Below are 9,508 nucleotides of genomic sequence, written 5' to 3'. Positions count from 1 at the left end.
TGACAAACGATTCGAGCGTGTCGTTGGAACCTTTGTAGTGAGCCACGGTCTGCTGCTTTAAATTATCCATTACGATCATACTTTTCATAGTCCAAGAAAGGCGGTTATGATTTACACAAGATATTTTACGCTCTCTCACATTGAAGTGGTATAAATCATGAACAAAATAGTATTCATGTAGCTGTTGTTGTCATTTCTAGCATCTAGTAATGGGATAAAATTCCCTTTCATAAAAAACAGATATTCAGAATATCATAATCTTGATATGATTGGATTAAATTGTATTTTGGAGGGCTGATATGGAATATAGTTTCTTTGTGTTACTTATGGCGGTGTTTTCCCTTGTTATCTTCATTCCAGTTTATTTTTTTATCAGAAATGTCAAATTGATTAAACTTGGTTTTGTTGCTATTGAGATTACATTATTAGGAGGAATTTTATCATTCAAATCAACGGATTCACTAGTTGCTATGGTTATAAGCCATCTTTTGTTATGTATGGGAATGCTTTTAATATTCTATTTGGCAATTAAAAAAGAATAATAAATAAAATTTATGGAAAAAAAGAGGTTTTCGGCTATTAATGTCAAATATATCCTATATACCAAAATAAAAGGAGGATATATTACTATGTTCAAAAAGGGGAAATTTGCATCGATTCTTCTGATTTCTTGCTTGGTCTTTTCAATCTTTGGTTTTCAAGCTTCAGCTGCAGAGGAATTTGACATTGTAGCGGCTAAAAAGCAGCTGGTGCAAGAAGCTGAACAAAAGCTACAAACCCTTTCACTCAACGTTACATCTGAAGAAGAAATCAATAAACGCTTGGCAAAACTGACTAGTGAGGGAGCAGACCCAACAGTAATTGCTGATGAAATGGAGAATTACGGTGTATTTCAACTAGAAACTCCGGAACTGTCCATGAGAACGGCTGGGATAGATAATTCATCCATTACTATGAATGCTCCGAATATTTACTATGACAGTAATACAAAACAATGGATTATCGTAGCAGGTGGTTATTGGAAAGATGATAAGTGGCTAGATCATGTACCAACTGTTCAGTCATTTCCTATGAATGTTGGTGGAAAAGATGGTTTTGGTGTAGGGTTTACCGCTACAGGAGGTAAATACGAAACAAAGGTCGATTCCCATTACGCCTATATGTCCGATGGCAAAGGAAATGAAATTTCTACTACTAGTCGTTCTGACGGAGACGGAAGACAGGGATTTGGATTTCAGCTACAGGATTACTTAAATAAAACATGTTACTGTCCTGTTTATTGGCCACCAACTACAGAAAAATTTTCGTATATCGGTAAACATTTCGCAGGTCTAGCTAGATACGATTCAAAATTCGATTCGTATCGTGGTGTGGCAACTACGTATTATATTCACACATATGATGAGGCTTATATCAGTTCCATTAAGTTTAATGTATCTGGAAAGACTGCGGGTGTTGAATTTAACATAGCAAACGCATCTAAAAGCTTTTCAGCTTATAGTAACGATTCTCGCTTCTAAAATAAAAGCAACTTTACATGGTCACACTCCTCAAGTAGCAGAATTAAAAAGACGCTTTTTTACAGCAACCGTTTCCCAGTATTCCACCGGGGAACGGTTATTAATTTTTTCTGAATTCGTTCTTGGTTATAAAAAAGAAATATAATCTCGGACTTGCTCTTCAACTTGGACGGCAGTCTCTAAATCATTCATTATATTCCACATTCTATCAATGATCATATCTAATATTACCCACATAAACTCATTATTAGATAAACAAAATAATGTAAGCTGAAATTGATCATTTATTTCTATTTAAGCTTGAACCAGAGCCAAAACAGTAGAGCCATGAAAAATCGATGTACAAAGAAAAACCCGCAATCAGTACGTCTTACATCAGGTATTGATTACGGGTCTATTCTAATTAGGATGATCGATCAATTCTCAGCTAGCTATTACATTCGTGTAGAGCTGCTGAACAAGCAGCTTCGTAAAATGCGCAGCATGATCAGCGGCGACATCCAGATTATCATCGAAGCTGTTCGCCGTGACATCGCCATACCCAGCAATGTCCGATACAGCCTTGACAGATAATACCGGAATCCCGTATTGCGCTGCTGACTGTACAATCGCAAGTACTTCCATATCAGATACCTTCACGAGAGGGAAAGTGGATTTAATCCCCTCCACACGCTCGGACTCACTCATGAACGAATCCAGCGTCAGCACTAATCCAAAATCAAGAGCGTACGGGAGATCGGCTGATGCCGCAGTTTGCCGTGCCACTTTCAGCCACTCCGCATCCGCCTCGTACTTGGCCGGCATTTGCGGAACCTGGCCGGGCTCATAACCAAAGCAGGTGGCATCAACGTCTCCATACACGAACTGTGTAGCAATTATGACGTCGCCTACGTCCAATCCTGCGCCAAATGCGCCTGACGATCCGGAGTTGATGATGACATCCGGCTTATAACGCTCAATCACAAGCGTCGCTGCAACTGCTGCATTGACCTTGCCAATCCCGCTCTCCACTAGAATCAAGGATTGACCTTGGTACATCGCTTCTTCGATAATAACTTTGCCTACCTGTGTTCTTGCTGTAACTTGTGACTGGCATCGAAAAGGAGCCATTTCTTCTTCCATCGCTGTTATAATCGCAATCCGCATGAAGCCAGCCTCACTATTCTTTTAGATAGGAGATCGGTTTCTCAACAGGAACTTTTGTGCCTCCGAACTCTTTCTCAATGTATTTTTGCGTATCTTCGTTGTGGTACAGCTCGCCTAATTTCAAAATGCCTGGATCGTTCTGCTTATCAGAGGTCGTCACGAGCACGTTGATATTGTGCTTGGTATCCACAGAGATCTCCTCATGGAACAACGAATCCTTCAATACGTTCAATCCGCCTTCCATCGCAACCGTATTCCCGATCAATACCAAATCCACATCTTGAATGACCCGCGGGCCTGTCGTATCGTCAATTAGCTTGAATTTCAGATGCTTCGGATTTTCTACAACATCACTTTCTGAACCCGTTCCAAGGTCGAACCCATCCTTCAACTTGATGAGCCCTGCTGCCTGCAGCAAACTTAATCCTCTTGCCGTGTTGGCTGGGTTATCCGCCAGAGCAACAAAAGCGCCGTCTGGAACATCCTTAATATCCTTGATCTTCTGCGAATAGATTCCCATCGGCTCTAGATAGGTTGTCGCTACTGCTGCAAGATCAGCTTTACTGTCTTTATTGTAGCTGACCAGGTACGCCCAAGATTGAAATGCGTTGACGTCCACTTCCCCGTCTTTGGTTGCGTTATTCAGCTCTACGCCGCCATTGATCTCCTTGACTTCGATATCGAGCTTGGCGTCCTTCGCCGCCTGAGATTGCGCGATATGCTTCCAAATCTGAGCGTCCGATCCCTGAGAACCGATCACGATTTTCCCAGCATCGCCTGATGATTTGCCTCCGCAGCCGGCCAGCACCAGTGTCAAAGCCAGCCCAACCGCTAATCCGCCCCATACTCTCTTTTTAGTCATACGATTTACTCCCCCCTATATGTAAAATAAAGATAAGAGCTTCCTTGCTTAATGCATCGTCATCCCGCCTGTTACATTAATTGCCTGGCCGGTCATATATGAAGACAACGGACTTGCCAGGAACAGCACGACATTGGCCACATCCTGAACTTCAGCCGTTCTTCCGAGCGGAACCTGCGAACAATCCTCCGCATAGATTTCCTCTGCGCTCATTCCGCGGATGACTCCACCTTCAATCCGCTCCCGATGCTTCATCGGTGTCTCCACAATTCCTGGACATACCGCATTCACAAGAATGTTATGCCGCGCCAGCTCGATCGCCATCACCTTCGTCAAGCCAAGAACAGCATGCTTGGATGCGCAATACCCGCCCATAGCCCGGTAGCCGTTCTTGCCTGCTTGGGAAGCAATTTGAATGATTCTGCCCGGCTTTCCGGCATCGACCATTGCTTTGGCAAATATTTTGGAGACCAGGTACAGCCCCGTAGCGTTAATGGAAAATACCTTCTCCCAGTCCTCCAGTTTGCTGTCAATCACATAATCCATTGTGGATGTACCCGCACAGTTCACGACGATATCGGGAACCCCTGCATTCTCTACAACCAATCTGGACCAGCGATCAATATCCTCGGACTTGGACAAGTCCAATTTCGTCTCGATGAGCTGACCGTTAACCTCTAGATAACCAGCTTCGTACGCCAGATCAGCAGAGATGACCGTAGCTCCGCTTTCCAGCAAGATTTGCACGATACCTTGCCCTATGCCTGACTTCCCGCCTGTGACAATCGCTGTCTGGTGCGATAGATTGAGCGTAATCATCGCAATTACAGCACTCTTTCAAACGGATCTCTACTGATTCCCGCTTCCAGCACAATCTTTGCATACTCTTGCGCAGAGAACAGAGAATGATCCTTGTAGTTGCCGCATTCCAGTGCGGATACAGCAGGAACCTCTGTTGTCTCCAATACACGCTTCAGCGTTCTCTCCAAAGCGGAAGCAATCTCTTCCGGACTGTGCTCGTTCCATAGAATCAGATAGTATCCCGTTCTGCATCCCATCGGAGAAATATCGATAATCCCTTTAATCTCGTCTCTCATATACGTAGCAAGCAGATGCTCCAGCGTATGAAGCGCTGCTGTTGGAATTGCGTCTTTATTTGGCTGCAAAAAGCGCAGATCGTATTTTTGCACGGTGCTGCCTTTCTCATCATGTTCAACTCCTGCTGCTCTTACATAAGGAGCCTTTACGATTGTGTGATCCAGTTGGAAGCTTTCTACTTTTGCCATTGTTCTTCAGTCCTTTGTCTGTAGTTTGTATTTAATCCAGTACGCACCTAAGGGAGCATACTGCATAAATCAAGTTCACTAATCCGCTGCTAATGCATCGTCTTCTTCGTAAAATAGTCGCCAATGAATTGGCACACAAACACCAGAATTAAGATCAAAATGGTAGCAACTATGGTGATATCATTTTGGAACCGATTATACCCCTTGCTAATTGCCAGACTGCCCAAACCACCCGAGCCAATCGCACCCGCCATCGTCGTCAGCCCGATCAAGTTAATAACCGTCACGGAGGAAGCCCGGATAATCGCATTCAAACCTTCCTTCAAATAGACACGGAACACGATCTCAATCGGCCCTGATCCCATTGACTGAGCTGCTTCCACGATCCCGGGATCTACCTCTACCAGCGCATTTTGAATTTGTCTCGCATAAAAAGGAACGATCCCGATAACTAACGGCACAATTGCTGCTTGCATGCCGATCGATGTCCCCGCAATAAGGCGGGTAAGCGGAACGACAACCGCGATAAGAATAATGAACGGAATAGAGCGAAATAGATTAATGACTTTGTCCAAGACACTGTAAACGAGCTTGTTTTCTAAAATCCCGCCCTTATCAACTACAATTAAGGTTACACCTAGCAAAAGGCCGAAAAGTACCGAGAATAAGGAGGTTACGACCACCATGTATATCGTTTCATAGATGCTGATCAGAATCTCTTCTCTTAAATTCCAAATGTTTGGGAAATTGTTCATCAAAAACTCACTCATACTGTTTCACCTACCTTAACGTTCTGCACAAGACGAGAATCAATCATTTCCACCGCAACTTGAATCGACTGCAAATATTCGAGCGCCGCTTCCAAATCACTAGTTGATCCCGACATGACCACAATCAAATTGCCGATAGGCGTCTGCTGTAGAATCTCCACATTCGCATATAGGATATTGGTCGTCACCCTGTAGCGAGCAGTAAGCGCTGAGATAATCGGCTCGCTCGTGCTATCGCCAATGTAGGATATCTTGCATAAAATATCGTTGTTCTTCAGCTGCACCAATGACGGATGCTGGGAGAGCTTCTCCAACGTTTGTTCAATATGAGTAGCCGTGTTAATAAAATCCTGAGTTAACGCATTTTGCGGACGGCTAAAGATTGACACGATATCTCCCTGCTCAATAATCCGACCGTCTTCCATTACGGCAACCTTATTGCAAATTTCTTTAACCACTTGCATTTCATGCGTAATGAGCACGATCGTTAACCCTAAGGTTTGGTTCAATTTTTTCAATAATTCCAATATGGATAATGTGGTTTTGGGGTCTAAGGCGCTCGTCGCTTCATCACATAATAGGATTTCTGGATCATTAGCCAGCGCTCTAGCAATGGCAACCCTTTGCTTCTGGCCCCCTGACAATTGAGAAGGATATGCGTCCAATTTATCTGATAACCCTACTAATTCGAGCAAATCCTTCACCTTCTGAGAACGTTCGCGCTTCGAAAGCTTGGAACTCTTTAACGGATAATCTACATTGTCATAGATCGTTCTGGAGTTCATCAGGTTGAAGTGCTGAAAGATCATCCCGATCTTCTTCCTAGCTGCCCGCAGTTCCTTGGGGCTCAGAGCCAGCAAGTCCTGACCGTTCACCTCTACACTTCCTGATGCAGGCCGCTGCAGCAGGTTAATGACACGCACCAAGGTACTCTTCCCCGCTCCGCTGTATCCAACAATGCCGTATACGTCACCCGCGTTCACGTGCAGACTGACATCCTGTACAGCAGTAACCGATTGAGAGCCCGTGTCAAACGTTACCCTAATATTCGATAATGAGATCATGATGTCCAACCCTTCCTGGTCGTTCTATGTACTGCCGAATTACCGAAAATTTTATTTCCGTAATTATACACCAGAATAGTCGGAATTACTATATGTAAGTATCATCATACCTTCAACTATATTTTTTCGCTGCTTGTTGGGGTCGGTCTTCCAATTTCGTCTCTTTTACTTGTCATATTCCAAAATGAAAGCGATATAAATATGTATCAATAAAACTTGCACTTATTCGATTATAAAGGGGATGTATTGATGTCCAACGTTTCGTATCCGCTTTCAAAGAAATGGATTCGGTGCACACTGCTGTTGACACTCAGCTCAACACTGCTTCTCACCTCGCTTGAATTCACAACTGCCTCTGCCTCGGCTGCTGACGTTACTTCCATTTCAGGCAAAGCTGATATTGTGTACCTGCTAGATGAGAGCTTGTCCGTTGGCGACAGCCGCATTCTGACCAGACAGCAGATTGAATCCCAATGGGATGGAATCGATCCTGACTATACCGCAGACAAGGCGGTTGAGGCTGTCCGTTCCGCACTCCCCGAGAAGGAATACGAAACGTTATTCCCAATGCGCCTTGGTTCGAAAGAATGGCATGCCTTCAACAAAGATAAGAAAGACTATAATCCCAATCAGACCGACTATTACTCCTATCAAAATCTCATCAATGCCGTCAGCCTTGTAGCCAATGTGAAATACAAAGTTTCGTATCGGGAAGGCAACTATTCTGCTCAAGAAATTTATCGTTTAGAGAAAAAGGGAAAAACAGAAACGCTCATTGTACGTTCCGATGACTTCAATACACCAGAGAACAAGACTAAGCGCATCATCACACAAATCGTCGATTACGGCGCCTTCTTGAATGAAGGATTGGAGAAGGATCGCAAGCGCGATCTCGCGGCGCTGCTCGCCAATCTGTCTCATGAAACTGGCGGAGGCTGGGATACGGCTCCGGGAGGCATGCTGCGCTGGGGGCTCTATTGGAACGAGAACATTGCAGGCAGAACGGGACAGAATAAATCGGAGTTCGTAGATCCTGCAAGCAGCAAGGAATATCCGGGCGTTCCAGGCAAGAGATACTACGGCCGTGGGCCAATCATGCTGAGCTGGAATTTCAATTACGGGTTAATGAGTGCCATTATATACGGGGATAAACATGTGCTGCTTCGAAATCCGGAATGGATTGCGGCCGACGGCAAGCTTGGTTTTGCAACCGCTATCTTATTCTGGATGACACCGCAAGCCCCAAAGCCTTCTGCCCATGATGTTATGATTGGCAGATGGAAGCCTTCCGCAGAGGAACAAGCGAAGGGCTTAGCTCCTGCAGGATTCGGAGCCAGCATCATGGTGCTCAATGGGCTCGAAGCGAATCTGGATGAATCGAACGGCGCCATCAAGCGCCGCACCGGCCACTATTTGGACATTACAAGCAAAATGGGCGTGGATGTTACAGGTGAGAAGCTCAACACGCTTGGCATGCAGCCTTTTTGATCATACGGAGAAGCAAGCTAATAGCCAACATACCAACAACAAGATTGAGGGGTTCACATTCAGGCATATAATCATTCAATCATCCAATCAATTCAATCATTTAATCAACATCTATTTTACCAAAAAAGAATCATACAGATCAGAAACTATCAGTTCAGCTACCATGTAAAGCATGAACAGCCTTCCCTATTACGAGGAGAAGGCTGTTGTCATGATCATCTTCTGTACTTACTTCTGCAATGCCAAAGGAATGATTCGATACAGAACTAACGCGGCTTCGGCACGGCTCGTTGTTTTTCTCGGCAGAAGCTGCTGATTCGCTCCTTCGATCAATTTCAGCTTCACAAGTGCTGCTGCACTTCGCAGTGCATAATCTGCAATTTGCTCACGATCCGTAAATATATTCAATTCGTCGCCATTTGCTGATGCATTGATGAGCTTCATTTGGCGGAGCGCACGCTCGATGATAGTCATCCACTGCTCCCGCGTCACTTTTGCCTCAGGCTGGAACTTCTTATCCGTAACTCCCTGAATAAGCCCAGCTTTTTTGGCTATTGCGATGTCATGGTAGTAGGAGGCAGATGGATTGACGTCTGCAAAATTCGAATCCGCTTCCGCAGTGAGGCGGAGCATACGAACGAGCATGACTACGAGCTCAGCACGTGTTATCTCTTGTTCTGGTGCAAATCGATAGGACGATACGCCATTCAGCATACCGCGTGAGGAAAGTGCTTCAATGGCTTCCTTCGCCCAAGCGTGCTTCTGCAAATCCGTGAACTTTGCTTCTTTGTACACAACTTTGTAATCCTCACCATCGTAACCAAGGAATTTCACTTTTAGAGCTGAAGGGTCATAGTAACTGAATGCAACCGGTGTGGTGTTCCCATCCTCATTCACCCGCACGACAGATATATAGTGTGGATGCTGCAGCTGTTCAGCTGTCGGCTCATAGGGCAGCTCCAAAGGCTTAGGTGCACCGTGCTTTATGTTAGGTTTTGGCTTCTCCGTTTCTTTAGCTGGCGGCAGGGTTGTTGTATACGTGCTGGAACTGCTGCTTCCCCCACCTGATCCATTGTCTGTTCCGTTCCCAGATCCCCGATCTGCCCTCGCCGTAACAGTGGCCTCTGCCTTCATGAGCGCACCTTCAACAGCTCCCTTCACCGTAAAGCTGCCAACCTTGCTATAAAGACTAGCATCAATCTGATCCCACACCACTGACACCTGCGCTATCGATAAGTCCGAATACGTGGCCGTTACGACAGACGGCATCACTGGCGGTGTTCCAACTACTGTCTCTACGAATACTGGCGATAGACTCGTGATATATGGTGTCTGTGCAGGTGACTCCTTGACATGAACCGTTGCAACGGCT

Annotated in this window: 10 protein-coding genes; 3 read left to right on the top strand and 7 right to left on the bottom strand. The window is 45.0% G+C overall.

Annotated features, from left to right (window positions below; genetic code table 11):
* Positions 1-299 precede the first annotated feature (299 nt).
* Both BBG47_RS26245 and BBG47_RS26240 read left to right on the top strand, forming a co-directional pair.
* Positions 300-542, top strand: coding sequence for a hypothetical protein (locus BBG47_RS26245; protein ID WP_065294198.1), 243 nt, complete (start codon positions 300-302; stop codon positions 540-542).
* 87 nt (positions 543-629) lie between these two features.
* Entirely contained in the window at positions 630-1,520 is an 891-nt protein-coding gene (locus BBG47_RS26240; RefSeq protein ID WP_065294197.1) for a hypothetical protein, read from the top strand.
* A gap of 423 nt (positions 1,521-1,943) precedes the next feature.
* On the opposite strand, the gene mtnN is transcribed toward BBG47_RS26240, so the two are convergent.
* The 6 genes from mtnN to BBG47_RS26210 form a co-directional block, all read right to left on the bottom strand.
* Complete coding sequence (mtnN, locus tag BBG47_RS26235; protein WP_065294196.1) at positions 1,944-2,666, bottom strand: 5'-methylthioadenosine/S-adenosylhomocysteine nucleosidase; 723 nt, start codon at positions 2,664-2,666, stop codon at positions 1,944-1,946.
* A 13-nt stretch (positions 2,667-2,679) separates the two neighbouring features.
* Positions 2,680-3,528 carry a MetQ/NlpA family ABC transporter substrate-binding protein gene (locus BBG47_RS26230; RefSeq protein WP_065294195.1) on the bottom strand — a complete coding sequence of 283 codons (849 nt, stop codon included), beginning with the start codon at positions 3,526-3,528 and terminating at the stop codon, positions 2,680-2,682.
* Between the two features lie 48 nt (positions 3,529-3,576).
* Positions 3,577-4,347, bottom strand: a complete 771-nt coding sequence (locus tag BBG47_RS26225; protein ID WP_065294194.1) for an SDR family NAD(P)-dependent oxidoreductase — start codon at positions 4,345-4,347, stop codon at positions 3,577-3,579.
* A 5-nt stretch (positions 4,348-4,352) separates the two neighbouring features.
* Positions 4,353-4,814: an S-ribosylhomocysteine lyase gene (locus BBG47_RS26220; RefSeq protein ID WP_021256872.1), complete on the bottom strand. Its 462-nt coding sequence runs from the start codon at positions 4,812-4,814 to the stop codon at positions 4,353-4,355.
* An 89-nt stretch (positions 4,815-4,903) separates the two neighbouring features.
* A complete protein-coding gene (locus tag BBG47_RS26215) occupies positions 4,904-5,584 on the bottom strand; it encodes a methionine ABC transporter permease (RefSeq protein WP_021257788.1) in 681 nt (226 codons plus the stop codon).
* Entirely contained in the window at positions 5,581-6,648 is a 1,068-nt protein-coding gene (locus tag BBG47_RS26210; RefSeq protein WP_065294193.1) for a methionine ABC transporter ATP-binding protein, read from the bottom strand. Before BBG47_RS26210 ends, BBG47_RS26215 begins: the two co-directional genes overlap by 4 nt.
* Before the next feature lie 249 nt (positions 6,649-6,897).
* Between BBG47_RS26210 and BBG47_RS26205 the strand changes: the two genes are divergently transcribed.
* Positions 6,898-8,136 carry a chitinase gene (locus BBG47_RS26205; protein WP_065294192.1) on the top strand — a complete coding sequence of 413 codons (1,239 nt, stop codon included), beginning with the start codon at positions 6,898-6,900 and terminating at the stop codon, positions 8,134-8,136.
* A gap of 228 nt (positions 8,137-8,364) precedes the next feature.
* Here BBG47_RS26205 and BBG47_RS26200 read toward each other — a convergent pair.
* Positions 8,365-9,508, bottom strand: a 1,144-nt coding sequence (locus BBG47_RS26200; protein ID WP_175400646.1) for an S-layer homology domain-containing protein, incomplete at its 5' end; no start/stop codon positions are given.

The sequence above is a fragment of the Paenibacillus sp. KS1 genome (genome assembly GCF_001680695.1).
In the GTDB taxonomy this organism is placed as follows: Bacteria; Bacillota; Bacilli; order Paenibacillales; family Paenibacillaceae; genus Paenibacillus_B; species Paenibacillus_B suaedae.
Note: the sequence above shows the minus strand (reverse complement) of the source record. Positions and strands in the feature narration are given on the sequence as shown.